The sequence below is a fragment of the Burkholderia ubonensis genome (genome assembly GCF_001718695.1).
Classification (GTDB): domain Bacteria; phylum Pseudomonadota; class Gammaproteobacteria; order Burkholderiales; family Burkholderiaceae; genus Burkholderia; species Burkholderia ubonensis_B.
The window spans coordinates 2,698,925-2,723,022 of record NZ_CP013420.1 but is presented as its reverse complement, the minus strand read 5'-3'; the positions used below and the strand labels follow the sequence as shown (position 1 = coordinate 2,723,022).

The window sequence follows — 24,098 nt, the reverse complement described above, 5'->3', positions numbered from 1 at the left end:
GCCGCTTCAGGCTTGCGCCGCATGCTCACCGGTCGCTTGCACAGCATTTCGATTGAGCGAAATGCCGGTTGTCCACATCCGCCGCGCAGTGGCGCCGCCGCCGCCCCACGCCGTCACTCCGCGATCGAACGGACGATCCGCGCCGGGTTGCCGGCGACCAGCGTATCCGGCGGGACGTCGCGCGTCACGACCGAGCCGGCGCCGACAACCGAGTTTTCGCCCACCGTCACGCCACCGATGATCGTCGCGCCGGCGCCGATCCAAACGTTGTTGCCGATCGAGATCGGCCGGGCCACGACCGCGTCGCGTCGGCGCGACGGCTCGAGCGGATGGCCCGTCGTGATGAGGCTCACGTTCGGCCCGATCATCACATCGTCGGCAATATCGAGCCCGCCAAGGTCGTAAAAAGTACAGTTCTGGTTGACGAACACGTTCCGGCCGATCCGCGTGGCTGCGCCGCCCGTCGCATAGAACGGCGGAATCAGCAGGAAGCCGTCGTCGATCGGCTTGCCCGTCAGTTCGCCGAACAGGCTGCGGACTTCGTCCGCATCGGCGAACGTCAGCCGGTTGAGCCGCGCGGTGATCGCCATCGCGCGCGCGAGCTCGGCGCGCATCGCCGCCGATTCGGGCGTGCGCCGGGAAATGACCGTCGTGCGGTCGTCGTGGGCCATGCGGTGCCTTCTCCGTGGGTTCGATCCGGCGCGCGGCGCATCACGCTGGGTGCGGCGCGCCGCTCATGCGGCCGGCCCGGGCGCGCGCGCCGACCCGCCCGCATCGACCACCTCGCCCGGCAGACCGCCTGCGTCGCTGTCCGCGTCGATCGGCACGATTTCGTGGAAGTGCGTGTAGTCGATGTGCGTGATGCCGTCCTCCTCGTGCATCAGGTCGACGTAGCGATGAAACCAGCGGATCTCGTCGTGCTCCCATGAGTGGCGGGCCAGCATCACCTGCGAGGTCGTCTCGTCCGAGCCCTCGATCGTGATCAGCAGCGACGCGTCGCGCGCCGCGAGCGACTCGGCCGACTCGCCGAACAGCGGGCTCGACTCGTCGATCACGTGCATCAGGTTCCAGCCGAGCAGGAAGATCGGGTGCTCGCTGCGCACGAGCGGCAGGTCGTGGATCTTGCGCAGCGTATAGCCCTCGTGCGAGCCTTCGACGCGCATCAGCCGCAGCTTCGCGCGCGCCTCGGCGATCACGTTCTGGCGTGCGTTCGCAACCCGCACCATCACCGTCATCCGGCCGTTCAGCGGCCGCACGATCGCGTAGCGTGCGAACAGGATCTTCGCGCGCGGCCGCGAGAAACGGGCGAACACGAGCCCGGTGGCCAGCGCGATCCCCGACATCCCGACGAAGATCTCGAGCGTCGCGACGACGTGCGCGTAGACGGTCTGCGGATGCATGTCGCCGTAGCCGACGGTCGCGAGCGTCTCGACGCTGAAGAAGAACGCGCCGCCGAAGCCGGCCGGCGACTGGTTCGCAATCGGCGTGCTGCCGAGCATGTACAGCGTCGCGAAGCCGCTGTTGATGAGCAGGAACAGCACCGCGAGCGACAGGAAGAACACGGGCCAGCTCACCGTCAGCGCGCGGTGGTACAGGTCGCGCCACCCGAGCGGCGGCATCCCGTACGCGATCACGTGACGGGTGCCCGACCAGATCTTGCGGCCGCGGCCGCGAGGGGGAGAAGCAAAAGAATCGACGTTCATCGCGCGGCGCCGCAGACGGGAAGGCGACGAGCGTAGCACGCGGGCCGCGGAAGCGGAAATGCGCGGCGCGGCCGCGCCGCGTCAGGCCGCCGTCATTTCCGGTCGACGATCACCCGGTCGAACGTGCCGCCGTCGGCGAAATGCGTCTTCTGCGCGTTCGCCCAGCTGCCGAAGACCTGCTCGACGCTGAACGTCTTCAGCGGCTTGAACTCGGCCGCGTGCTTCTTCAGCACGTTCGGGTCGCGCGGGCGCAGATGGTGCTGCGCGATGATCTCCTGCGCGTCCGGCGTGTACAGGTAGTCGAGATACGCCTGCGCGACCTTGCGCGTGCCCTTCTTGTCGACCACCTTGTCGACGAGCGCGACCGGCGGCTCCGCGAGGATGCTGGCCGACGGATACACCGCGTCGAACTGCGCGCCCGACGCGCCGGTGTCCATCAGCGCGACCTCGTTCTCGAACGTGACGAGCACGTCGCCGATGCCGCGCTGCGTGAACGTCGTCGTCGCGCCCCGGCCGCCCGAATCGAGCACCGGCACGTTGCGGAAGATCGCCTTCTCGAAGTCGAGCGCCTGCTGGTCGGTCGCGCCCTTCTGCTTCTGGTAGCCCCACGCGGCGAGATACGCGTAGCGGCCGTTGCCGGACGTCTTCGGGTTCGCGATGATCACCTGCACGCCCGGCTTCGCGAGATCGCTCCAGTCCTTGATCCCCTTCGGGTTGCCCTTGCGCACGAGGAACACCATCGTCGTCGAGTACGGCGAGCTGCCGTCCGGGAAGCGCGCGCGCCAGTCCTTCGGCAGCAGCTGGCCGCGCTCGGCGAGCAGGTCGATGTCGTTCGGCTGGTTCATCGTCACGACGTCGGCCTGCAGGCCCTGCAGCACCGACAGCGCCTGCGCGCTCGACGCGCCGTGCGACTGCTTGATCGCAACCGTCTCGCCGGTCTTCTGCTTGTAGGCGGCGGCGAAGCCCGCGTTGATGTCCTTGTACAGCTCGCGCGTCACGTCGTACGACACGTTCAGCAGCGACGTGTCCGCGTGCGCGGCCGCCGTCGAGACGACCAGCGCCGCTGCGGCGACACCCTTCAGCAGCCGGCTGCCGATTCCGTTCGTGTATCCCATCGTTGAATGCCCCGCTTCCAGTGGTTGATGCGTGCCGGCGCGCGCTCGCGCCGTCATCGAAACGTAAGCGGGCATTCTAGCGGCGGGCCGCGCGGCGCCTTCCAATCAGTCGTGGAAAGCAAAGCAGAATTTCGGATAAGCGACGGCGACCGCTCGCGCACGCGCCGGATGTGATGCTAAGATCGCCGTTCAGCCCTTTTCACGGTCCATCCATGTCCGCCGCCCTGCACCCGCATCCGATCCTCGCCGCCGTCGCGGCAGGCGCGCGCGCGGCCGGGCTGAAACTGAAAAAACGACTCCTCGACTGACGGGGACGTCGCGTCCCGTCAGGCGAATGCCGGACGGGATGCCCGCAGGTCGTTTCTTTCTCCTCGCTCGCAAGCCTCGCTCCGGCACCCCGTCGGCGGAACGGTTCCTTCCCACTTTCCGTTTTCACCATGAGGCTTTGCATGCAAACACGTTTCGAAGGTATCTGGCTGCCGCTCATCACGCCGTTTCACCACGGCGACGTCGACCATGCGGCGCTCGCGCGGCTCGCGCGCCGCTATGCGGCCGCCGGCGTCGCCGGGTTCGTCGCGGGTGCGACGACGGGCGAAGGCGCGCTGCTCGACGCGCGCGAGCAGGATGCGGTGTTCGCAACGCTGCGCGACGCCGCGCCGGGCCTGCCGATCGTCGTCGGGCTGACCGCGAGCGCGACGCAGTTCGCCGCGGCGCGCGCGCGCGAGCTCGCGGCGCTGGGTCCCGACGGCCTGCTCGTGACGCCGCCCGTCTACGTGCGGCCGACGCAGGACGGCATCCGGCGGCACTTCGAAGCGATCGTCGAAGCCGCCGACCGGCCGGTGCTCGTCTACAACATTCCGTACCGCACCGGCGTGAACGTCGAGCTGGAGACGCTGCAGGCGCTCGCGCGCGACGCTCGCGTCGCGGGCGTCAAGGAGTGCGGCGGCAGCATCGAGCGGATGACGCGTCTCGTGCACGAGACGCCGCTCGCGATCCTGTCCGGCGACGACACCCAGAACTTCGCGGCGCTGTGCGCGGGCGCGCACGGCACGATCGCGAGCAGCGCGCACGTGCTGACCGAGTGGCACGTGCGCATCTTCGGGCTGCTGCGCGACGGACGGCTCGCCGACGCGCGGCGGCTCGCGGTCGCGCTGCAGCCGCTCGTCGCGGCGCTGTTCGCTGAGCCGAATCCGGCGCCCGTGAAAGCGCTGCTGGCCGCGCAGGGCTGGTGCGAGGATGGGTTGAGGCTGCCGTTCGTGCCGGCGAGCGACGCACTGCGAGCGAAGGTGGTCGAGCTTCATGCGAAGCTGGAACGAATGGGGCAGGAGGTCGCAGCGGCCTGACACTTGGCACTTGCGGGGCACATGGCTTGTTCCGGTCGCGCGACCGGCGCCAAAGACAATTTCGCGTCAGCGGTAACGGCTCACTCGGCGGTCGCCCCGCTCACCGCCTGCGTCATGATCCGCGCGAGCCGATCGACGGTCGGCGTCGCTGACGGCGCGCGCCGCAGCAACACCAGCGGCACGCTCGGCAATTCGGGCAGGCCGAGCGGCGCGGCGTCGAGCAGCCGCACCGATGCGGGCAGCCCGTAATGCGAGCGCACCGTCAGCCCGAGGCCCGCGGCGGCGGCGGCCCACAGGCCCGCGAGGCTCGGCGTCGTGAACGCGACGCGCCACGGCACGCCCGCGCGGTCGAGCGCGTCCGTCGCCGCGCCGAAGAAACGGCACGGCCGGTCGAACACGACGAGCGGCAGCGGTTCGTCCCGCAAGCGCACAGACGGCTCGCCCGCGTCACCGTCTCCCGCCGCGCCTGAGCCGGCCGCGCCTGAGCCGGCCGCGCCGATCCACCGCATCGGCACGCGTGCGATCTCCTCGCTGTCGATCCCCGTGCGCGCGACGAACGCCGCCGACGCGGGATCGCCCCACACCAGCGCGAGATCGAGCTGGTTCGCGTCGAGCCGTTCGAGCAACGCCGCGTTATGCGCGACGCGCGCCTCGATCCGCACCTTCGGATGCGCGCGCGCGAAACGGCCCAGCACGCCGGGCAGGATCGCTTCGCCGAAATCCTCCTGCAGGCCGATCCGCACCCAGCCGTCGAGACTCACGCCGCGCACCGCGGCGGCAGCCTCGTCGTTCAGCTCGATCATCCGCCGCGCGTAGCGCAGCATCGCGTCGCCGGCATCGGTCAGCGCAAGCCCGCGCCCTGACTTGACGAACAGCGGCGTGCCCGCCTGCTCCTCGAGCTTGCGGATCTGCGCGCTCACCGCCGACGACGAGCGCGCGACCCGGTCGGCCGCCTTCGCGAAGCTGCCGAGATCCATCCCGGCGACGAGACTGCGCAGCGCCGCGACATCGAAGTTGGGTTGAGTCGCGGCGGATCGCGCCACATCGCTTTCAGACATGTCAATCATCCCGTTTTATCGAACGATTCATCAAAAACTTTCCGATTTTCAGGATGAATGTACGGCGCGAGACTGTGCGCGTCAACGGCCACTTCCCCGTCCCCCGTCATGGATACTTGCGCCACCCTCGCCTCCTCGTCGCCGGCACGCCACGCGCGCGGCCCGGCCCATCGCTGGCGTGTGCTCGCGGCCGGCGTCGCCGCGAACATGAGCTTTTCCGCCGCCGCGGCCGGCATCCCGACCACCGCCGTCTGGATGCGCGCCGACTACCGGCTCGACAACGGCGCGCTCGGCGTCGTGCTCGGCGCGCTCGGCCTCGGCGTCGCGCTGTCCGAGCTGCCGTGGGGCATCGCCGCCGACCGCTTCGGCGACCGGCGCATGCTGCTGTCCGGGCTGGTCGCGACCGCCGCGATGCTCGCGCTGATGGCGTTCGCGATCGCGCCGTCCGCGCAGGCGGTGCCGCCGCTGATGCGCGTCGCCGCCGCGCTGTTCGTCGTCGGGCTGCTCGGCGGCAGCGTCAACGGCTCGAGCGGCCGCGCGGTGATGCGCTGGTTCGGCGAACGCGAGCGCGGGCTCGCGATGAGCATCCGCCAGACCGCGGTGCCGCTCGGCGGCGGCGTCGGCGCGGCGCTGCTGCCATCGCTCGCGTCGCACGTCGGCTTCGCCGCCGTGTACGGCGCGCTCGCGCTGCTGTGCGCGGTGTCCGCCGTGCTCACGTGGCGCTGGCTGCACGAACCGCCGGAGCGCGACGCGCCCGTTGCTGCACACGGCCGCGGGCAGCCCGCGCCGCACGCACGCAGCCCGCTCGCGAGCGGCCCGGTGTGGCGGATCGTGCTCGGCATCGGCCTGCTGTGCGCGCCGCAGTTCGCGGTGCTCACGTTCGCGACCGTGTTCCTGCACGATGTCATCCGGCTCGGGCTCGCCGGCATCAGCGCGGCGATGGTCACGCTGCAGGCCGGCACGATGGCGATGCGCGTGTGGAGCGGACGCCATACGGACCGGCACGGCAACCGGCGCGCGTACCTGCGCGGCTCGGTGCTCGTCGCGGTGGCGTCGTTCGCGCTGCTCGCGGCCGCGACCGCCGCGTTCCCGCACGTGCCGCCCGCCGCGATCGTCGCGCTGCTGGTGTTCGCGGGTGTCTGCGTGTCCGCGTGGCACGGCGTCGCGTATACCGAGCTCGCGACGCTCGCCGGCGCGAATCAAGCCGGCACCGCGCTCGGGATGGCGAACACCTGCGTATACCTGGGCCTGTTCGCGACGCCGCTCGCGATCCCGCCGCTGCTCGCGCACGCGTCGTGGAGCGTCGTCTGGCTCGCGACCGCGTTGATCGCAGCGGCGACTTATCCGCTGTTCGCACGCTAACTCACGAGCTAATCGACGGACCAAGCCACCCGCCGACTCACGCGCGGGCGAGTCGGCGCGCGGCACATGCAGCCGCAGCCGCGCGCGACAACGCCCCATGCGCAGCAACTTGCGGCGCAGAACCCCGCGCCGCTGACGCTCAGCCCATCGCCGACGTCACCACCTTGTCGAGCGTGATCGGCAGATCGCGCACGCGCACGCCGGTCGCGTGATAGACGGCATTGGCGATCGCGGCCGGCACGCCGGTGATGCCGATCTCGCCGATCCCGCGGATGCCGAGCGGATTGAAATGCGTGTCGCGCTCGTCGACGAAGATCACGTCGAGTTCGCCGATGTCCGCGTTCACCGGCACGTGATATTCGGCGAGGTTCGCGTTCGTGAAGCGGCCGTGCCGCACGTCGAGATACGACCCCTCCTCGAGCGCGGTGCCGAGCCCCCACACCATGCCGCCGATCAGCTGGCTGCGCGCCGTCTTCGCGTTCAGCACGCTGCCGACGCTGTATGCGCCGACGATGCGCGGCACGCGGATCGTGCCCAGCTCGGCGTCGACGTGCACCTCCGCGAACACCGCCCCGAACGAATGCGACGCATAGCGCGACTTCTCGTCGCCCGGCTTCGTCGTCGCCTGCACGTCGATCGGCCGGCCGCCCGCGCGCGCGATCACCGCCGCGGCGGGATCGCGCCGCGACGGATCGCGGCGATGCACGACCCAGCCGTCGTCGACCGTCACGTCGTCGGCCGCGACGCCGTGCAGCGGCGAACCGGGTGCGCCCACGGCCAGCGCGATCAGCTGCGCGCGCGCCTGCAGCGCGGCCTCGCGCACGGCAGGCGCGACGCTCGCCGCCGTCTGCGAGCCGCCCGACACCGGTGCGCGCGGCAGCCCGGAGTCGCCCAGCACGAAACGCACGTCGCGCAACGCGAAGCCGAGCGCATCGGCGGCCACCTGCGTCATCACCGTGTAGGTGCCCGTGCCGATGTCCTGCGTGCCCGATGCCACTTCAGCCGTGCCGTCCGGCAGAATGCGCGCGCGCGCCGACGCCTCGCTGCGGTTCGCCGGGTACGTGGCGGCCGCCATCCCGAGGCCGATCAGCGTGTCGCCGTCGCGCATCGTGCGCGGCGCGCCGGTGCGGCGCGACCAGCCGAAGCGCTGCGCGCCGAGCCGGTAGCACGCGCGCAGTTCGTTGCTCGACCACGGCTTGCCGTCCTGCGGATCGACCTGCGCGTAGTTCGCGAGCCGCAATTCGACCGGGTCCATCCGCAGCTGCCACGCGAGTTCGTCCATCGCCGACTCGAGCGCGAACGACCCCGACGCCTCGCCCGGCGCGCGCATGAAGGTCGGCGTGCCGACGTTCAGCGACACGATCCGGTGCGTCGTCGCCTGGTTCGGCACCGCGTACATGATCCGCGACGGCATCCCGCACATCTCGGTCCAGTCCTCGAACGTCGAGGTGGTCACGACCGAATCGTGGCGCATCGCGGTCAGCGTGCCGTCGGCGCGTGCGGCCAGCACGACGCGCTGCTCGGTGTACGGCCGCGAGCCGACCGGGCCGAACATCTGCGGTCGCGTCAGCACGAGCCGCACCGGCCGACCGGCCTGCTTCGCGGCCATCGCGCACAGCGACACGTGCGACCACGACGAACCCTTGCAGCCGAAGCCGCCGCCGAGGAACGGCGACAGCACGCGCACCTGCTCCGGCGCGATGCCGAACACCGCGGCCACCGCGGTGCTCGCGCCCGCCACGCCCTGCGTCGCGTCGTGCAGCGTGAGCGTCGGGCCGTCCCAGCGGGCCATCGTCGCATGCGGCTCGATCGGGTTGTGATGCTGCATCGGCGTCGTGTAGGTCGCGTCGATGCGCACCGCGCCTTCGCGCAGCCCCGCGTCGACGTCGCCGCGCTGCGTGTCCATCGGCCGCCCCTGCTGCTTCGGCGGCACGCGCGCGGCCGCCTTCTCGCGCGCGAAATCGAGCGCGGCGGCGCCCGGGCGATAGCGCACGCGCACCGCATCGGCGGCGGCGCTCGCCTGCTCGAGCGTCTGCGCGACGACGACCGCGACGGGCTCGTTGCTGTAGCGCACCGTGTCGTCCTGCAGCAGCGTGAGGTGCCGGCCCGCGGGCGGCGACAGCGGCGGCCGGCCGCCGTTGGGCAGCCGCATCGCGTTCTCGTGCGTGATCACGAGCAGCACGCCGGGCATCGCCCGCGCACGCGCCGTGTCGATCGATTCGATCCGCCCGGCCGCGATCGTGCTCGTCACGAGCACCGCGTGCGCGAGCCGCGGATCGGCGAATTCCGCCGCGTAATGCGCGCCGCCCGTCACCTTCAGCATGCCGTCGACGCGATCGAGCGGCTGTCCGGTCAGCGTGTTCATGCTGCACCTCCATTGGCTGCGGCGCGTTTCACCGCGCGCACGATCGCGCGCTGCGCGAGCGCGACCTTGAACGCATTGCCGTCGAGCGGCCGCGCATCGCGCAGCGCGAGCGCGGCGGCGTCGTGCAGCAACGCATCGGTCGGCGCGCGTCCCGCGAGATGCTGCTCGGCGAGCGTCGCGCGCAGCGGCTTGTGCGCCACACCGCCGAGCGCGATGCGCGCCTCCTCGATGCGCGCGCCGTCCATCCGCAACGCGGCCGCCACCGACACGAGCGCAAACGCGTAGCTCGTGCGATCGCGCACCTTCAGGTAATGCGCATGGCCGGCGAAGCGCGGCGGCGGCAGGTCCACCGCGGTGATCAGCTCGCCGGGCGCGAGCGTCGTGTCGAGATCGGGCCGGTCGCCGGGCAGGCGGTGAAACGACTCGAACGGGATCTGCCGCGCGCCGCGCGGGCCGCTCACCTGCACGACGGCGTCCAGCGCGGCGAGCGCGACGCTCATGTCCGACGGGTTCACTGCCACGCACTGCGGACTCGCGCCGAGAATCGCATGCATCCGGTTGTGGCCGCCGATGGCCGCGCAGCCGCTGCCCGGCTCGCGCTTGTTGCATTGCGCGAAGGCCGTGTCGTAGAAGTACGGACAGCGCGTGCGCTGCATCAGGTTGCCGCCGATGGTCGCCATGTTGCGCAGCTGCGCCGACGCGCCCGCGAGCAGCGCCTGCGACAGCAGCGGATAGTCCGCGCGGATGCGCGCATGATCGGCCGCATCGCTGTTGCGCACGAGCGCGCCGATCCGCAGCCCGCCGTCGGGCAGCGCGTCGACCGTATCGAGGCCCGCGATGCGCGTGATGTCGATGAGCGCGACCGGTCGCGCCACGCCGCCCTTCATCAGATCGAGCAGGTTCGTGCCGCCGCCGATGAACGCCGCGCCCGGACGCTGCGCCGCGCGCACCGCGCCGGCGACGTCGGCCGCACGTTCGTAGGTGATCGCTTCCATTGCGATGCCCTCCGCCGGCTATGCGCTCGCCGCGTGCGCGGCGCGCACGGCGGCGACGATGTTGGAATACGCGCCGCAGCGGCACAGGTTGCCGCTCATGCGTTCGCGGATCTCGGCGTCCGTCAGCTGCACCGGGCGATGCCGCACGTCGGCGGTGACCGCGCTCGCCGCGCCGGCCGCGAACTCGTCGAGCAGCGCGGTCGCGGCGCACACCTGGCCGGGCGTGCAGTAACCGCACTGGAACGCATCGTGTGCGACGAACGCGCGCTGCACCGCGCTCGGCACGCCGTCGCGCGCGAGCCCTTTGACCGTCGTGATGCGCTGGCCTTCGTGCATCACCGCGAGCGTCAGACACGCATTGATGCGCCGCCCGTCGACGAGCACCGTGCAGGCGCCGCACTGCCCGCGGTCGCATCCCTTCTTCGTGCCGGTCAGCCCCGCGTACTCGCGCAGCGCGTCGAGCAGCGTGACGCGCGGCTCGAGTTGCAGCGTGTACGCGCGTCCGTTGATGTCGAGATGCACCGGCCGCGCGGGCACCGCGTCGCGGTGCGCAGGCGGCGCTGCGGCGGCCTCGCCCTGCGCATGCACGTGCGGCGCGGCGCCGACCGTCGCGGCGGCCGCCGCCGATTGCAGGAAGCGGCGACGCGCCGCGCTCGACGGCGTATCGGCCGGCTGCGACGGCGCCGGCCGGCCTTCGCCGAGCGGCGCGCGCGACGCGGCGCGCCCGGGTTCGGCAGATGAGGAATCGGATCGATCGGTGGACATGAGTTCTGCTCGCTCGATGAGGGATGGACGCGGATAGGTGGCCCGTGCCGGACCGGTCGTGCGCGAGCGCGCGCGCAGCGGCCCTCGGAGCAATTCCGGTGCCGCGCAGCAGCGATGCCGGCGTGCGTGCGCCGAGCACTCGGCCGGGATCGCGATGCGCGGCCGTATCCGAGCGCTGGATGGCGGCACGCTGACGCGCTGCTGGCAACGCGCCGACGAAGCGGCAACAAATACCGGCTCGCGGCATCGGAGGCGACATATCGACCGCCGCTCGCGCGCTGGCCGCGTCGCACTGCGCGCACATCGCGCGCGACACCGGTTCGCGCCTTCGCGTTGCACACGCATGTAAATGCGGCACGTCGTGCGCGTCCCGCTGGCAAATTCCGCCATGCACGTCTGCCTCGTGCAGCCTTCGCCGAAAGCCACGGGACAGCTTCGCGAAAGCGTTTCGCGATCATGTTCCGGTCGCAAACGATTCACCGAAACGTCGCATCGCGCCGGCATACTGGAAAACGTTTGCCGATCAGCCTGCCAGGAGAGAAGTGATGCGTCGTGTCGTCGTTGCCGCCGTTCTGTGTGCCACCGCGCTCGTCGCCGCCTGCAGCGACGACGCGCCGCACGACGAGCAAGCGGCCGACGCGTCGCAGCAGGCCGGCGCGTCGTCGGGCACCGCGAGCGCGTTCAACAGCGATGCCGGCGCGCACGCTGCCGCGGCGGATGCCGCGCCGCTCGCGCCGCCCGTCGTCCACTATCCGCCGGAAGACGACGACGATGCAAAACCGGCGGCCGATGCGTCGGCCGCCGCGGCATCGTCGCCGCATTGATCGCGCCGTCCCCGCTCCCGTCCCGCTCGCAGAACCGAGGTGAAAAACATGACGTCATCCAGCCGCCGCCGTTTCCTGCATACCGTCGCGCAGTCCGCGGGCGCCGCCGCCGCGCTCGGCGCGTTCCCCGAATCGATCCGCCGCGCGCTCGCGATTCCCGCCGCGCGCGGCACCGGCACGATCCGCGATGTCGAGCACATCGTCGTGTTCATGCAGGAGAACCGCTCGTTCGACCATTACTTCGGACACCTGCGCGGCGTGCGCGGCTACAACGACCGGTTCCCGATCCCGCTGCCGAACGGCAAGCCCGTGTGGTACCAGCCGTCGAAGGCGGACCCGGCGAAGCCCGTGCTGCCGTTCCGGCTCGACACGAAGACGACCAGCGCGCAGTGCCTCGGCGCGCTCGACCACTCGTGGGCGAAGACCCACGCGGCGATCGACGGCGGCCGCTACGACCAGTGGCCCGCGAACAAGACCGACATGACGATGGGCTACCACGTGCGCGAGGACATCCCGTTCCACTACGCGCTCGCCGATGCGTTCACCGTCTGCGATCACTACTTCTGCTCGCTGCCTGGCCCGACGCACCCGAACCGCGCGTACCTGATGACGGGCACGATCGACCCGACCGGCAAGTTCGGCGGCCCGCTGCTCGACAACGCCGACTACGTCGACGGCAACCTGCCGCCCGCGTACCAGCTGCTCACGTGGCAGACCTTCCCCGAGCGGCTCGAGGCGCGCGGCATTTCGTGGCAGGTCTACCAGCAGGGGCTCACGTGGGCCGATCCGGTCAACGGCAACTACGGCACGAACATCCTGCAGAACTTCGCGAACTTCATCCACGCGCAGCCGGGCTCGTCGCTGTACCGGCGCGCGCAGACGGTGCGCACGCTCGACGACCTGAAGTCCGACGTGATCAACGACCGCCTGCCGCAGGTGTCGTGGCTGCTGCCGCCCGCGGTGTTCTCCGAGCATCCGAAATACACGCCCGCCTACGGCGCGAACTACACGTCGCAGATCCTCGACGCGCTCACCGCGAACCCGGACGTGTGGAGCAAGACCGTGCTGTTCATCATGTATGACGAGAACGACGGCTTCTTTGATCACATCGTGCCGCCGCAGCCGCCGACGTCGGCCGCGCAGGGCGCGTCGACCGTCACGACCGACGGCGAGCTGCACACGGTCGTGAACCCGGGGCGCGGCGGCAGCTACACGGCCGACGGCCTGCCGTACGGCCTCGGCCCGCGCGTGCCGATGACGGTCGTGTCGCCGTGGACCAAGGGCGGCTTCGTGTGCTCGCAGGTGTTCGACCATACGTCGGTGATCCGCTTCATCGGCGAGCGCTTCGGCGTCGACGAGCCGAACATCACGCCGTGGCGCCGCACGGTGTGCGGCGACCTGCGCGCCGCGTTCGATTTCCGCACGCAGGACGCGACGTTCCCGCCGCTGCCCGACACGAGCCAGTACCGCTCGATCGCCGACCAGCAGTGCACGTCGCAGCCCGCGCCGACCGTGCCCGCGCAACCGGCGCCGATCGATCCGCAGGAGCCGGGCGTGCGGCCGGCGCGCGCGCTGCCGTACGAACTGCATGTGAACGCGCGCGTCGACGGCGCGAACCGGCTGCGCATCGAATTCGCGAACCGCGGCGAGCAGGGCGCGCACTTCAACGTGTATGCGACGAACCGCAGCGACGGGCCGTGGCGCTACACGGTCGGCGCGCACCGCACGCTGCACGCGGACTTCGACCTGACGGCGACGAACGGCGCGTATGCGTTCTCGGTGTACGGGCCGAACGGCTTCGTGCGGATCTTCTCGGGCAACGCGTCGGCCGCGGCCGCGCATCGGCGCAACCACGCGCAGCCGGAGGTCAAGGCCGGCTACGACGTCGCGAACGGCAACCTGTACCTGAAGCTGCGCAATCACGGGACGGGCCACGTCACGCTGACGCTGACCGACAACGCGTACGGCGCGCCGGCGCGGCAGGTGACGCTGCACGCGGGCGACGAGCGCGTCGAGAAATGGCTGCTCGCGTCGAGCCACCAGTGGTACGACGTGACGGTGAGCGACGGCGCGAACGGCACGTTCTCGCGCCGCTTCGCGGGCCACGTCGAGAACGGGCGGCCGAGCTATTCGGATCCGGCAGCGGTGAAGCCCGTCACCGCGTAACGGCCGCTCGCGCCGCGCGTCGAACGACGACGCCCTGCAGGGCGGGCATCGGCCCGCGCCGCAGGGCGTTGTTCATGGTGGCGCGCGGCATCGCGGATTCTCAATGCGTCAGACCGCGTGCGCGAGCACCCTGCCGGCGAAGGCGGCATCGAACTCCCCCGCGTCCTCCCGAAACCGCAGCGGCGCCGCGCAATGCACGAGCGTGTCGATGAAGTACTTCGCGCGCGGCCACGGCCCGAAGCCGGCCGCGGTGTTGATGTGGCCCGCGTCGCCGAGGTTGACGAACGCGCTGCCGAGCCGCTGCGCGAGGGTGCGGGCATCGCCGAGCGACATCCACGGATCGGTCTCGCTGCCGATCACGATCGACGGCACCGCGAGGCGCCGCGCATCGAACGCGCCGGCGAACGTGAACTTCCGCGGGCTGGCCGGCGCGACCAGCAGCACGCCCGCGACTTCGCCGGCATGCGGCCACTGCGCGAGCGCGTGCGCGGCCGCAAGGCAGCCGAAGCTGTGCGCGGCGAGCACGAACGGGCCGCGCTCGCGCTCGAGCAGCGTGCGCACGGACTGCGCCCAGCCCGCGAGATCCGGCGCGTCCCAGTCCGCCTGCTCGACGCGCAGCGAACGCGGGAACTGCCGTTCGAGCCAGGTCTGCCAGTGAGCGCCTTCGCTGCCGTGCAGGCCGGGAACGGTGACGAGCCGCGGCGGCCAGACCGATTTGCTGCATGCGCCCATGATTGCCCTCGCTGGCTTGAAGACGAGGCCCGATTGTGGCGCGCCGCGCGCGGCGGCCGAACCAATATTTTGTGCTTTGCTTTTCGGCGGGCGGGATCGCGCCCCCGCCCGCCGACGCAACCCGCCGCGAAACCGTAGAATGTGAGGTTCCAGAAAGGAGACACCCGATGCCCGCTACGCCCGCCGGCGCGCTGCGCCCGTTCCATCTTGCCTTTCCCGTGTCGAGCCTCGCCGACGCCCGCGCGTTCTACGGCGGCCTGCTCGGCTGCCCGGAAGGCCGCAGCTCGGATCATTGGGTCGATTTCGACTTCTTCGGCCACCAGCTCGTCGCGCATCTCGCGCCGCACGAAACAGGCGCGAGCGCGGTCAACCCGGTCGACGGCGACGACGTGCCGGTGCGCCACTTCGGCGTCGTGCTGGCGATGGACGAATGGCACGCGCTCGCGGACAAGCTGAAGGCCGCGCACACGCGCTTCGTGATCGAGCCGCACATCCGCTTCAAGGGCGAGGCCGGCGAGCAGGCGACGATGTTCTTCCTCGATCCGTGCGGCAACGCGCTCGAGTTCAAGGCATTCGCCGACATCGGCCAGCTGTTCGCGAAATGACCGCATGAAGATCCTGTTCCATTCGCCGCATCAGGAAGCCGGCGCGTGGCGCGACGAGCTCGCGCAGGCGCTGCCGGAAGCCGAGCTGCGCGCGTGGCAGCCGGGCGACACGGCCGCCGCCGACTACGCGCTCGTGTGGCGCGCGCCGCGCGAGCTGTTCGCGCCGCGCGACGGCCTGCGCGCGATCTTCAACCTGGGCGCGGGCGTCGACGCGCTGCTCGCGCTCGAACGCGCGCATCCGGGCACGCTGCCGCCGCACGTGCCGCTCGTGCGGCTCGAGGATTCGGGCATGGCGCAGCAGATGGTCGAGTACGTGACGCACGCGGTGCTGCGCTACCTGCGCCGCTTCGACGAATACGACGCACTGCAGCGCGAGCGCCGCTGGCACGTGCTCGAACCGCATCCGCGCGCGACCTTCACGGTCGCCGTGCTCGGCCTCGGCGTGCTCGGCGCGCAGGTCGCGCGAGCGCTCGCCGCGCTCGGCCTGCCGGTGCGCGGCTACAGCCGCAGCCCGAAGCAGCTCGACGGCATCGAGACCTGCGCGGGCGACGGCGCCTTCGACGCGTGCGTCGCCGGCGCGAAGGTGCTCGTCAACCTGCTGCCGAGCACGCCGGACACCGACGGCATCCTCTGCGCGCGCACGTTCGCGCGTCTCGCCCCCGGCGCCTACGTGATCAACGTCGCGCGCGGCGCGCATCTGGTCGAGGCCGACCTGCTCGACGCGCTCGCGGGCGGCCGCGTCGCCGCCGCGACGCTCGACGTGTTCCAGCACGAGCCGCTGCCGGACGACCATCCGTTCTGGCGCGCACCGCGCATCACGATCACGCCGCACAGCTCCGCCGAGACGCTGCGCGCGGAAGCGGTCGAGCAGATCGCCGGCAAGATCCGCGCGTTCGAGCGCGGCGAGCCCGTCAGCGGGATCGTCGACTACGCGCGCGGCTACTGAAAACGCGCATTCCAAAGACAAGGAGACAGTCATGACCTTCCCCACCGCCGTGAAGATCGTCGAAGTCGGCCCGCGCGACGGGCTGCAGAACGAAAAGACCTTCGTGCCCACCGACGTGAAGATCGCGCTGGTCGACCGCCTGTCGCACGCCGGCTTCCGCAACATCGAGGCCGCGTCGTTCGTGTCGCCGAAATGGGTGCCGCAGATGGCCGACGGCGCCGACGTGATGGCCGGCATCGAACGGCGCGCCGGCACCGTCTACTCGGTGCTCACGCCGAACCTGAAGGGCTTCGAGGGCGCGCTCGCCGCGCGCGCGGACGAGGTCGTGATCTTCGGCGCGGCGAGCGAGGCGTTCTCGCAGCGGAACATCAACTGCAGCATCGCCGAGAGCATCGCCCGCTTCGAGCCGGTCGCGAAGGCCGCGAAGGACGCGGGCCTGCGGCTGCGCGGCAGCGTGTCGTGCGCGCTCGGCTGCCCGTACCAGGGCGACGTGCCGGTCGCGTCGGTCGTCGACGTCGTCGAGCGCTTCGCGGCGCTCGGCTGCGACGAGATCGACATCGCCGACACGATCGGCGTCGGCACGCCGCAGCGCACGCGCGAGGTGCTCGCGGCGGTCGCGCGCGTGTTTCCGCGCGAGCGCCTGTCGGGCCACTTCCACGACACCTACGGGCAGGCGCTCGCGAACATCTACGCGGCGCTGTTCGAGGGCATCGAGATCTTCCACGCGTCGGTCGCGGGCCTCGGCGGCTGCCCGTACGCGAAGGGCGCGACCGGCAACGTCGCGACCGAGGACGTGCTGTACCTGATGCAGGGCCTCGGCATCGACACCGGCGTCGATCTCGCGCAGGTCGTCGCCGCCGGCGAATTCATCTCGAACGCGATCGGCCGCGCGAACGTGTCGCGCGCCGGCCGCGCGCTGCTCGCGAAGGCGCAAAGCGCGGCCGACGCGCCGAGCTGCGCCTGACCCCAGGCTTCATGCATTCAACGGATCCGACCACATGACGACACCCACTTCATTCGATTCCCTCCCCGATTCCGCGCGACGCGTCGCGACGCTGCTGCGCGAGCGCGGCCATGCGAAAGGCATCGTGATGCTGTCCGAAACCGGCAAGACGTCCGCGGAGGCGGCGGCCGGGCTTGGCTGCTCGGTCGCGCAGATCGCGAAGTCGATCCTGTTCCGCCGCCAGTCGGACGGCGCGCCGGTGCTGGTCGTCGCGAGCGGCGCGAACCGCGTCGACGAGCAGAAGGTCGCCGCGCAGGTCGGCGAGGTCGGCCGCGCGGACGCGAAGTTCGTGCGCGACAACACCGGCTATGCGATCGGCGGCGTGTGCCCGATCGGCCATCTGGTCGAGCCCGTCACGCTGATCGACGCCGACCTGCTCGCGCTCGACAGCCTGTGGGCCGCGGCCGGCCATCCGCACGCGGTGTTCAACCTGTCGCCGCAGGAGCTCGTCACGCTGACCGGCGCGCCGGTCGCCGACGTCGCGCTGCGGGAGACCGCATGAGCGACGTGCCGCAAAGCGAGCGCCGTCGCATCGCCGTGCACCGGCGTGTGCAGGATCGATCCGCGCACCGAATGGTGCGCGGGCTGCCTGCGCACCCGCGACGAGATCAAGGGATGGCGCGCGTCGGACGACGACGCGAAGCGTGCGGTGCTCGCGCGGCTCGACGCGCGGCGTGCGCTCGCGGCGAGCGACGCATAAAAAAAATGCCGTTCGGCCTGGCAGGCGAACGGCATCTCGAATCGGAATCCTGTGAACGTGATCAACGTCACAGCACGCATCATACGAGCGACGCCGACTGCATCGCATCGGGTGTTTCCCTACAAGTTCTTACAGGCCGTTTCATGTGCGCGCGGGGGACGTTTTTCGCGCCGCTGCGGCATGCCAAATCGCACGACCCTTTCAGCGCCCCGCCACCGCGCGGCGCGCCGGCACGATGCGCCAGCCGAGATTGACGCCGGCCGCCGCGAGCAGGATCAACAGCGCGCCGAGCACCTGCGTCCACACGAGCGTCTGCCCGAACGCGACGCGGTCGACCGCGATCGCGACGACCGGATAGACGAACGACAGCGCGCCCGTCATCGCGGTCGGCAGCTTCTGGATCGCACCGTACAGCAGCACGTACATCACACCCGTGTGCACGATGCCGAGCACGACGAGGTCGAACCATTGCGACGGCGTCGCGGGCAGCGTGTCGAAGCGGGTGAACGGCGCGAGCATCACGACGCCGAGCCCGACCTGCAGCAGCGCGATCAGGTGCGGCGGCGTGCCCTTCAGGTGCTTGGCGACGATCGACGACACCGCATACAGGAACGCGGCGCCGAGCGCGAGCGCGACGCCTTCGAGATACGCGCCCGGCACCGCGAGCACGGCCGGCTCGACGCGCACCACGCACACGAGGCCGACGAACGCGAGCAGCAGCCACACGAGCGTCGACGCGGTGATCCGTTCGCGGAACACGAGCGCGCCGAGCGCGACGAGCATGAACGGCTGCGTGTTGTAGACGGCGGTCGCCATCGAGATCGACGCGCGCGAATACGCGGCGAACAGCAGCAGCCAGTTCGCGACGATCGCGACGCTGCCGAGCGCGGCGAGACCGAGCATGCGCCACGAGAACAGCGAGCGGCGCAGGAGCCCGAGCGCCGCGCAGACGAGCGCGAGCGTCGCGCCGCCGAACACGCAGCGGAAGAACACGACGTTGGCGAGCGGCTGCCGCGACGACATCACGAGCCAGCCGATCGTGCCGGACATCAGCATCGCGACGACCATTTCGGCGGCGCCGCGGCGAATTTCGTTTGAGGCCATCGTGGGCTCCGGTGGCGAGGGAAGATGACTTCGATTCTAGGAGCTTGCTTTCCGTGCATCCACGGCTAAACTGAAGCGAATCATTCGATTCACCTTCGAAAGCAAAGCGATCATGACGAAACGCCTTTCCCCTCCATCCGTCGCCACGCTCGACGCGACCGACCGCGCGATCCTCGCCGCGCTCGCCGACGACGCGCGCATCGCGACCAGCGAGCTGGCGCGGCAGATCGGGCTGTCGGCGCCCGCGACCGCGGACCGCGTGCGGCGCCTCGAGGCGCAGGGCGTGATCGCCGGCTTCACCGTCGAGCTCGACCCGCGCGCGCTCGGCTATACGCTGCAGGCGATCGTCCGCGTGAAGCCGCTGCCCGGCCAGCTGCATCTCGTCGAGGAGCTGCTGCGGCGCATCCCCGAATTCGTCGAATGCGACAAGGTGACCGGCGACGACTGCTTCATCTGCCGGCTCTACCTGCGCTCGATCGAGCAGCTCGACGGCATCCTCGCGAAGGTGACCGAGCGCGCGGAGACGAGCACCGCGATCGTCAAGTCGACGCCGGTGCCGCGCCGGCTGCCGCCGCTTTCGGACGACGACGCGGCGCGGCGGTGACGCACGCGCGCCGCCGCCCGCGCCGCCATCCCCATCAGGCCGCCGGGTCGCGCGCCTCGAAGAACGCGAGCATCTCGTCGATCAGGTCGACCGGCGCCTCTTCCGGAATGTAGTGTCCGCACGGGAGCGCGCGGCCGCTGACGTCGCGCGCGACGTGCCGCCATTCGTCGAGCGGATCGAAGCAGCGTTCGACGATCCCGTCCGCGCCCCACAGCACGCGCAGCGGGCACGCGACCTTGGTGCCGCGCTCGAGATCCGCACGGTCGTGCTCGAGGTCGATCGTCGCCGACGCGCGGTAGTCCTCGCACATCGCGTGCACCGCGCCCGGCTGCGCGAGCGCTGCGCGATACGCGGCAAGCGCGTCGGGCGCGAACGGCGCGAGGCCCGCCGAGCGATTGCCCATCACGCGCTCGATGTACGCGTCGGTGTGGCCGCCGATCAGCGTCTCCGGCAGCGGCTCGGGCTGGATCAGGAAGAACCAGTGGAAGTACGCGGTCGCGAATGCGCGATCGGTCTTCTCGTACATCGCGAGCGTCGGTGCGATGTCGAGCAGCATCATTCGCTCCACCGCATCGGCATGATCGAGCGCGAGCCGGTGCGCGACGCGCGCGCCGCGATCGTGCGCGCACACGTAGAACCGCTCGAAGCCGAACTGCCGCATCACCGCGACCTGGTCGGCCGCCATCGCGCGCTTCGAATACGGCGTGTGCTGCGCGTCGCTCGCGGGCTTGCCGGACGCGCCGTAGCCGCGCAGATCGGTCGCGATCACCGTGAAATGATTCGCGAGCGTCGCGGCGACGCGATGCCAGATCATGTGGGTCTGCGGATGGCCGTGCAGCAGCAGAAGCGGCGGCCCCGCGCCTCCTTTGACACCGAAGATGTCGGTGTCCTGCACCGTTACGCGAAACGGTGCGAATGTCTCGAACGGCATGGTCTGTTTCTCGTTGGTTTGTTATAGGCGGCTATTGTAGGAGCGCGCTCGAAGCCGCACAGCGGCGTGGATACCCGAATTCGTAGAAAGAGAGCACTCACTCGATTGCCCGCACGCGGCGCGCTTTGCTAAGCTCGCATGCAAACGCACGATCGTTCGTATTAATATGTGCGGCAGACCTGCGCGGCGGCCGCACCGGCTACACTCGAAACGCCGTTCGCGCTGTCACTGTCACGTACAGCCACGATCAGGATCAGTATCAGGAGACTCCACATGGCACTGCCCGCCGTCCTTCAGCATCTGACGCTGCCCGTCATCGCGTCGCCGATGTTCATCGTCAGCTATCCCGAACTCGTTCTCGCGCAATGCAAGGCCGGCATCGTCGGCTCGTTCCCGGCGCTCAACGCGCGCCCGCCCGAACTGCTCGACGAATGGCTCACGAAGATCCAGGCCGAGCTCGCCGACCACAAGGCGAAGCATCCGGATGCGGTGATCGGCCCGATCGCGGTCAACCAGATCGTCCACCAGTCGAACGAGCGGCTCGAGCACGACATCCGCGTGTGCGTCGACCACAAGGTGCCGATCTTCATCACGAGCCTGCGCGCGCCCGCGCGCGAGATCGTCGACGCAGTGCACAGCTACGGCGGCATCGTGCTGCACGACGTGATCAACCTGCGGCACGCGCAGAAGGCGCTCGAAGCGGGCGTCGACGGGCTGATCCTCGTCGCGGCCGGCGCGGGCGGCCACGCGGGCACGACGTCGCCGTTCGCGCTCGTCGGCGAGGTGCGCAGGATGTTCGACGGCCCGATCGTGCTGTCCGGCGCGATCGCGAACGGCGGCTCGATCCTCGCCGCGCAAGCGATGGGCGCCGACCTCGCGTACATGGGCACGCGCTTCATCGCGACGCAGGAAGCGCACGCGATCGAGGACTACAAGCGCGCGATCCTCAACGCGAAATCCGCCGACATCATCTATACGAACCTCTTCACGGGCGTGCACGGCAACTACATCCGCGAAAGCATCGAGAAGGCCGGCCTCGATCCGGAAGCGCTGCCCGAATCCGACAAGACGAAGATGAATTTCGGCGGCGACAAGGCGAAGGCGTGGAAGGACATCTGGGGCGCGGGCCAGGGCGTCGGCCTGATGGACGACCTGCCGAGCGTCGGCGCGCTCGTCGAGCGGCTGAAACGCGAGTACGACGACGCGAAGGCGCGGCTCGGCATCACGCGCTGACGGATACGCGCGGCGCGGGCGCCGCGTGTGCGTCGCGCGGAGGTCGCGCGCACGTCACGCATGCGCCATCACGCGGACCACTGCAAGTCGCACGCACCGCGCGCGCGTCGCGTCACTCGCGTCAACCGCGCCGCAATGAAAAAAGCGCGAACCCAGTTACGGTTCGCGCTTTCTTCATCGACGCACGCTCGCGTGCAAACCCAGTCAAGCTCGCTTGATCCGCGTGATCGGCAGCACGCGCAGGCGCGCCTCGACCGACGGGCACAGCGATTCGTTCTCGAACCGCGCGGCGAGGAAATCGACGAACGAGCGCACCTTCGCCGACACATGGCGGCGGCTCGCGTACACCGCGTAGATCGGCAGCTCGCGCGGCGGCACCGCGTCGAGCAGCACCGGCACGAGACGCCCGGCCTCGACGTCGTCGCCGACCACTTCGGTGCCGAGCAGCGCGATGCCCGCGCCGCCGAGCACGGCCGCGCGCAGCCCTTCGAGGTGGTTGACGATCAGGTTGCCGTTGAGATTCACGCGCGACGCGGCGGCCGCGTCGGTCACCATCGCATCGAGCATCGTCGCGTTCGTGTCGCGCCGCAGGTAGTTGTGGTGCGCGAGATCGGCGATCGTCTGCGGCGTGCCGCGTTTCTCCAGATAGTCGGGCGACGCGACGAGCATGATGTGCGCGGTCGCGATCTGCCGCGCGACCAGCGACGACGACTTCAGCCCGCTCGGCGCCGCGCGCACCGCGACGTCGTAGCCTTCATCGATCAGCTCGACGACGCGGTCGGACAGCGTGATCTCGACCGTCACGTCGGGGTAGCGGTCCGCGTAGTCGGTGACCGCCCGCATCACGTGGCGCAGCCCGAACGCGGACAGCGACGTCACGCGCAGCCGGCCCTGCGGCACGACGCTCGCGGCGCCGACCGCCTGCCCGGCTTCGTCGAGTTCGGACAGCGCCTGCACGAGGCGCTCGTAGTATTCGCGCCCCGCTTCGGTGGGCGCGACGCGGCGGGTCGTGCGATGCAGCAGCCGCGCACCCAGCTGCTGCTCGAGATGCATCACGTGCTTGCTCGCCATCGCCGCGGACATCTGCATGCGCTCCGCCGCGCCGACGAAGCTGCCCACTTCGACGACGTAGCGAAACACATTCATGCTGACGAGGGTATCCATCGAACTGGCTCGCAATCCCAAAGAATCGAGAAATTACGAGATAGAGTAGCAAAAGAGAGGAAGCAAAAAGGTCAACAAACGCAAAACGGCGCCGCAATTGGCGGCGCCGTTCAACAAAACGAAACAGGGCACGAATCCGGCGCGGCTCGCGCGGCGGCGTGCCCGCGGGGTCAGAACTTCGCGCGAATGCCGGCGCCGAACGTGTTGCCGTTCGACAGGCTGCTGATGTGGTCGTTCATGTACGCCGCGTAGACGTCGGTGCGCTTCGACAGCGGATAGTCATAGCCGACGGCCCACGTCTGGCGCGTCTGGTTCAGGCCGCCCGCGTCGCGCGAGTATGCGTAAGACGCCATCGCGGTGCCGGTGCCGAGCGGCACCGTCACGCCGCCCTGCCCGGTATTCACGTGCCAGCTGCCCGCGACCTGGTCGTTCTTCGTATACATGTACTGGCCGAACAGCTTCACGACCTTCAGGTCGTAGGTCGCGCCGACCTGCGCGATGCCCTGGCTCTTCATGCCGGTGACGCCGGGAAGCGAGCCCAGGTCGCGCGGGCCGTTGTTGAAGTTCACGTACTGATACACCGCGGTCGCCGCGAACGGCCCGTTCGCATAGTTGAACTGAGCACTCCACTTCTTTGCGCCGTTGTCGCCCGCCTGGTTGCCGAGCCCGTACATCACGCCGAAGTTCGCGCCGCCGAACGCCGGCGACGTATACGACACCGCGTTGTTCCAGCCCGAATCGCCGACCGCGCCCTGGTCGCTCGGATAGGTCGGGAACGTGCCGAGGCCGAGAAACGTGTGATAGACCATCGGCGAGAACACGTACGAGTCGAAGAACGGGTTGAACAGGATCGTCGACAGGAACAGGTGCGTGGTCAGGCGGCCGGCGGTCACCGTGCCGTACGGCGAGCCGATGCCGACGTACGCGTTGCGCGCGAAGAAGGTGTCGCCGTCGAAGCGGCCGAACTTGCCGTTCTGCGCGCGGAAGAAGCTTTCCAGCGTGAAGATCGCCTTGTAGCCGCCGCCGAGATCCTCGGTGCCGTGCATGCCCCAATACGACGTCGACATCCCGCCGCCCGACACGTTCCATGCGCGATCGCTGCCCGGGAATTTCGTCGCGCCGACCCACTCGTCGACCTGGCCGTGCAGCGAGACGCTCGATTGCGCGTGGACGGGCGCGGCGGCGACGCAGGCGGCGGCCGCGACCAGCGCGGCGGACGTGCTCGACGCACGGCGGGCAAATGCTTTCATGGGATCTCCAGGGATTGTCGATAAGAAACCGGGCGGCGCGAGCGTTGTTATAGGGGCCGCTGCTTGCGTCGTGCTGGGGCGCAGCCATCTTTGCGGATCATTTCTCCGGTCAAAAATGCGTGTGCTTATT

Annotated in this window: 22 protein-coding genes and 1 pseudogene; 11 read left to right on the top strand and 12 right to left on the bottom strand. The window is 70.2% G+C overall.

Going from position 1 to position 24,098, the window contains the following annotated elements; translation table 11 throughout:
• Positions 1-113: 113 nt before the first annotated feature.
• From WJ35_RS12440 to WJ35_RS12430, 3 genes are all read right to left on the bottom strand, one after another.
• Complete coding sequence (locus tag WJ35_RS12440) at positions 114-671, bottom strand: sugar O-acetyltransferase (RefSeq protein WP_069239246.1); 558 nt, start codon at positions 669-671, stop codon at positions 114-116.
• Between the two features lie 63 nt (positions 672-734).
• Positions 735-1,703, bottom strand: a complete 969-nt coding sequence (locus WJ35_RS12435) for an ion channel (RefSeq protein ID WP_069239245.1) — start codon at positions 1,701-1,703, stop codon at positions 735-737.
• A 92-nt stretch (positions 1,704-1,795) separates the two neighbouring features.
• Entirely contained in the window at positions 1,796-2,818 is a 1,023-nt protein-coding gene (locus tag WJ35_RS12430; protein ID WP_010090492.1) for a sulfate ABC transporter substrate-binding protein, read from the bottom strand.
• Positions 2,819-3,267: 449 nt separating this feature from the next.
• Here WJ35_RS12430 and dapA point away from each other — a divergent pair, with 449 nt between their 5' ends.
• Positions 3,268-4,161, top strand: a complete 894-nt coding sequence (gene dapA, locus WJ35_RS12420) for a 4-hydroxy-tetrahydrodipicolinate synthase (protein WP_060235708.1) — start codon at positions 3,268-3,270, stop codon at positions 4,159-4,161.
• 80 nt (positions 4,162-4,241) lie between these two features.
• On the opposite strand, the gene WJ35_RS12415 is transcribed toward dapA, so the two are convergent.
• On the bottom strand, positions 4,242-5,228 hold the full coding sequence (locus tag WJ35_RS12415; RefSeq protein ID WP_415876994.1) for a LysR substrate-binding domain-containing protein: 987 nt from the start codon (positions 5,226-5,228) through the stop codon (positions 4,242-4,244).
• Between the two features lie 99 nt (positions 5,229-5,327).
• Between WJ35_RS12415 and WJ35_RS12410 the strand changes: the two genes are divergently transcribed.
• Positions 5,328-6,581 carry an MFS transporter gene (locus tag WJ35_RS12410; protein WP_069239244.1) on the top strand — a complete coding sequence of 418 codons (1,254 nt, stop codon included), beginning with the start codon at positions 5,328-5,330 and terminating at the stop codon, positions 6,579-6,581.
• 139 nt (positions 6,582-6,720) lie between these two features.
• On the opposite strand, the gene WJ35_RS12405 is transcribed toward WJ35_RS12410, so the two are convergent.
• The 3 genes from WJ35_RS12405 to WJ35_RS12395 are packed head-to-tail and all read right to left on the bottom strand — an operon-like array spanning position 6,721 to position 10,706.
• On the bottom strand, positions 6,721-8,946 hold the full coding sequence (locus WJ35_RS12405) for a xanthine dehydrogenase family protein molybdopterin-binding subunit (RefSeq protein ID WP_069239243.1): 2,226 nt from the start codon (positions 8,944-8,946) through the stop codon (positions 6,721-6,723).
• Positions 8,943-9,941 carry an FAD binding domain-containing protein gene (locus tag WJ35_RS12400; protein WP_011886194.1) on the bottom strand — a complete coding sequence of 333 codons (999 nt, stop codon included), beginning with the start codon at positions 9,939-9,941 and terminating at the stop codon, positions 8,943-8,945. The genes WJ35_RS12405 and WJ35_RS12400 overlap by 4 nt, the downstream gene beginning before the upstream one ends.
• 18 nt (positions 9,942-9,959) lie before the next feature.
• A complete protein-coding gene (locus WJ35_RS12395; RefSeq protein ID WP_069239242.1) occupies positions 9,960-10,706 on the bottom strand; it encodes a (2Fe-2S)-binding protein in 747 nt (248 codons plus the stop codon).
• 545 nt (positions 10,707-11,251) lie between these two features.
• Here WJ35_RS12395 and WJ35_RS12390 point away from each other — a divergent pair.
• A complete protein-coding gene (locus WJ35_RS12390) occupies positions 11,252-11,530 on the top strand; it encodes a hypothetical protein (RefSeq protein ID WP_069239241.1) in 279 nt (92 codons plus the stop codon).
• A 48-nt stretch (positions 11,531-11,578) separates the two neighbouring features.
• The gene (locus tag WJ35_RS12385; RefSeq protein WP_060235696.1) at positions 11,579-13,696 is read left to right on the top strand and encodes a phosphocholine-specific phospholipase C; all 2,118 of its coding nucleotides are present in this window, start codon (positions 11,579-11,581) and stop codon (positions 13,694-13,696) included.
• A gap of 108 nt (positions 13,697-13,804) precedes the next feature.
• Here WJ35_RS12385 and WJ35_RS12380 read toward each other — a convergent pair whose 3' ends face one another.
• Entirely contained in the window at positions 13,805-14,428 is a 624-nt protein-coding gene (locus WJ35_RS12380; protein ID WP_060235694.1) for an RBBP9/YdeN family alpha/beta hydrolase, read from the bottom strand.
• A gap of 167 nt (positions 14,429-14,595) precedes the next feature.
• Here WJ35_RS12380 and WJ35_RS12375 point away from each other — a divergent pair, with 167 nt between their 5' ends.
• From WJ35_RS12375 to WJ35_RS30035, 5 genes and pseudogenes are all read left to right on the top strand, one after another.
• Positions 14,596-15,033 carry a VOC family protein gene (locus WJ35_RS12375; protein ID WP_060235692.1) on the top strand — a complete coding sequence of 146 codons (438 nt, stop codon included), beginning with the start codon at positions 14,596-14,598 and terminating at the stop codon, positions 15,031-15,033.
• Positions 15,034-15,037: 4 nt separating this feature from the next.
• On the top strand, positions 15,038-15,979 hold the full coding sequence (locus WJ35_RS12370) for a 2-hydroxyacid dehydrogenase (protein ID WP_060235689.1): 942 nt from the start codon (positions 15,038-15,040) through the stop codon (positions 15,977-15,979).
• Positions 15,980-16,010: 31 nt separating this feature from the next.
• Entirely contained in the window at positions 16,011-16,943 is a 933-nt protein-coding gene (locus tag WJ35_RS12365; RefSeq protein ID WP_060235688.1) for a hydroxymethylglutaryl-CoA lyase, read from the top strand.
• Between the two features lie 34 nt (positions 16,944-16,977).
• Positions 16,978-17,484 carry a YbaK/EbsC family protein gene (locus WJ35_RS12360; RefSeq protein WP_010090477.1) on the top strand — a complete coding sequence of 169 codons (507 nt, stop codon included), beginning with the start codon at positions 16,978-16,980 and terminating at the stop codon, positions 17,482-17,484.
• Positions 17,481-17,682 (top strand): annotated as a pseudogene (locus tag WJ35_RS30035) (DUF1289 domain-containing protein). The gene WJ35_RS12360 and the pseudogene WJ35_RS30035 overlap by 4 nt, the downstream one beginning before the upstream one ends.
• Before the next feature lie 201 nt (positions 17,683-17,883).
• Here the strand turns inward: WJ35_RS30035 and WJ35_RS12355 are convergent.
• Entirely contained in the window at positions 17,884-18,786 is a 903-nt protein-coding gene (locus WJ35_RS12355) for a DMT family transporter (RefSeq protein WP_060235684.1), read from the bottom strand.
• 112 nt (positions 18,787-18,898) lie between these two features.
• Here WJ35_RS12355 and WJ35_RS12350 point away from each other — a divergent pair, with 112 nt between their 5' ends.
• Positions 18,899-19,390 (top strand): Lrp/AsnC family transcriptional regulator, encoded by a 492-nt coding sequence (locus WJ35_RS12350; RefSeq protein ID WP_060238027.1) that lies wholly within the window; start codon positions 18,899-18,901, stop codon positions 19,388-19,390.
• Positions 19,391-19,424: 34 nt separating this feature from the next.
• Here the strand turns inward: WJ35_RS12350 and WJ35_RS12345 are convergent, their stop codons facing one another.
• Positions 19,425-20,321: an alpha/beta fold hydrolase gene (locus WJ35_RS12345; protein WP_060238026.1), complete on the bottom strand. Its 897-nt coding sequence runs from the start codon at positions 20,319-20,321 to the stop codon at positions 19,425-19,427.
• A 273-nt stretch (positions 20,322-20,594) separates the two neighbouring features.
• On the opposite strand from WJ35_RS12345, the gene WJ35_RS12340 reads away from it, so the two are divergent.
• The gene (locus WJ35_RS12340) at positions 20,595-21,554 is read left to right on the top strand and encodes an NAD(P)H-dependent flavin oxidoreductase (protein ID WP_060238024.1); all 960 of its coding nucleotides are present in this window, start codon (positions 20,595-20,597) and stop codon (positions 21,552-21,554) included.
• 204 nt (positions 21,555-21,758) lie between these two features.
• On the opposite strand, the gene WJ35_RS12335 is transcribed toward WJ35_RS12340, so the two are convergent.
• Together WJ35_RS12335 and WJ35_RS12330 are read right to left on the bottom strand one after the other, a co-directional pair.
• A complete protein-coding gene (locus WJ35_RS12335) occupies positions 21,759-22,718 on the bottom strand; it encodes a LysR family transcriptional regulator (protein WP_069239240.1) in 960 nt (319 codons plus the stop codon).
• Positions 22,719-22,888: 170 nt separating this feature from the next.
• A complete protein-coding gene (locus WJ35_RS12330; protein ID WP_060238016.1) occupies positions 22,889-23,968 on the bottom strand; it encodes a porin in 1,080 nt (359 codons plus the stop codon).
• Between the last annotated feature and the right edge of the window lie 130 nt (positions 23,969-24,098).